This is a genomic window from Kitasatospora sp. NPDC059571 (genome assembly GCF_042735675.1).
Classification (GTDB): domain Bacteria; phylum Actinomycetota; class Actinomycetes; order Streptomycetales; family Streptomycetaceae; genus Kitasatospora.
Window position 1 is genome coordinate 688 of record NZ_JBHWBW010000810.1, and the last position, 839, is coordinate 1,526.

Annotated in this window: 1 pseudogene; it reads right to left on the reverse strand. The window is 75.6% G+C overall.

Annotated features, from left to right (window positions below):
* Window positions 1-832: pseudogene (locus ACFV0G_RS39240) on the reverse strand (polyketide synthase dehydratase domain-containing protein); the annotation flags it as partial.
* Window positions 833-839: the final 7 nt, after the last annotated feature.

The window sequence follows — 839 nt, forward strand, 5'->3', positions numbered from 1 at the left end:
GCCCCCGCCACGGCACCGACCCGAAACCACCGCCACCGAGCACGGCCCACCGGCCCGCCGGCGCCTGGGACACCGGCAACGCCGTCCACTCCACCCGGTACAGCGACTCGACCGAACCGCCTCCGCGGGCCGACCGGACCTGCTCCTGGGACACCTCGCGCATGGCCAGCGACGCCACGGACGCCACCGGGCGCCCGGACTCGTCGGCCAGCACCAGGGAGACCGTGTCGCGGCCCGCCGGGGACATCCGTACCCGGACGGCCGAAGCGCCGGCCGCGTGCAGCGTCACCCCGTTCCACGCGAACGGCAGGCGGCCGCCGCCGCTCTCCTCCAGCAGGTTGCCGATGCCGACCGCGTGCAGCGCGGCATCGAGCAGGGCCGGGTGCAGTCCGAACAGTGCGGCATCGGCGTCGGCGCCCTCCGGCAGGCGCACCTCGGCGTAGACGTCCTCGCCGAGGCGCCATGCGGCCCGCAGGCCCTGGAACACCGGCCCGTAGCCGAACCCGGCATCCAGGAAGACGTCGTAGAGATCGTCCACGCCGACCGTGGTGGCGCCCTGCGGCGGCCACTCGGCGAGGTCGAAGGACGGCAACCCGGCGCCGTCGCCGGGGGCCAGCACGCCGGTGGCGTGCCGCGTCCAGACCTCACCGTCGGCCGTGTCCTCCAGCCTCGAATACAGGCCGACCGCCCGGCGGCCCGATCCGTCGGTCTCCTCCACCGCGAGCTGGACGTGGACGCCGCCCTGCTCGGGCAGCACCAGCGGCGCCTCCAGGGTCAGCTCCTCCAGCACGCCGCAACCGACCTGGTCGCCGGCCCGGATCGCCAGCTCCACGAACGCC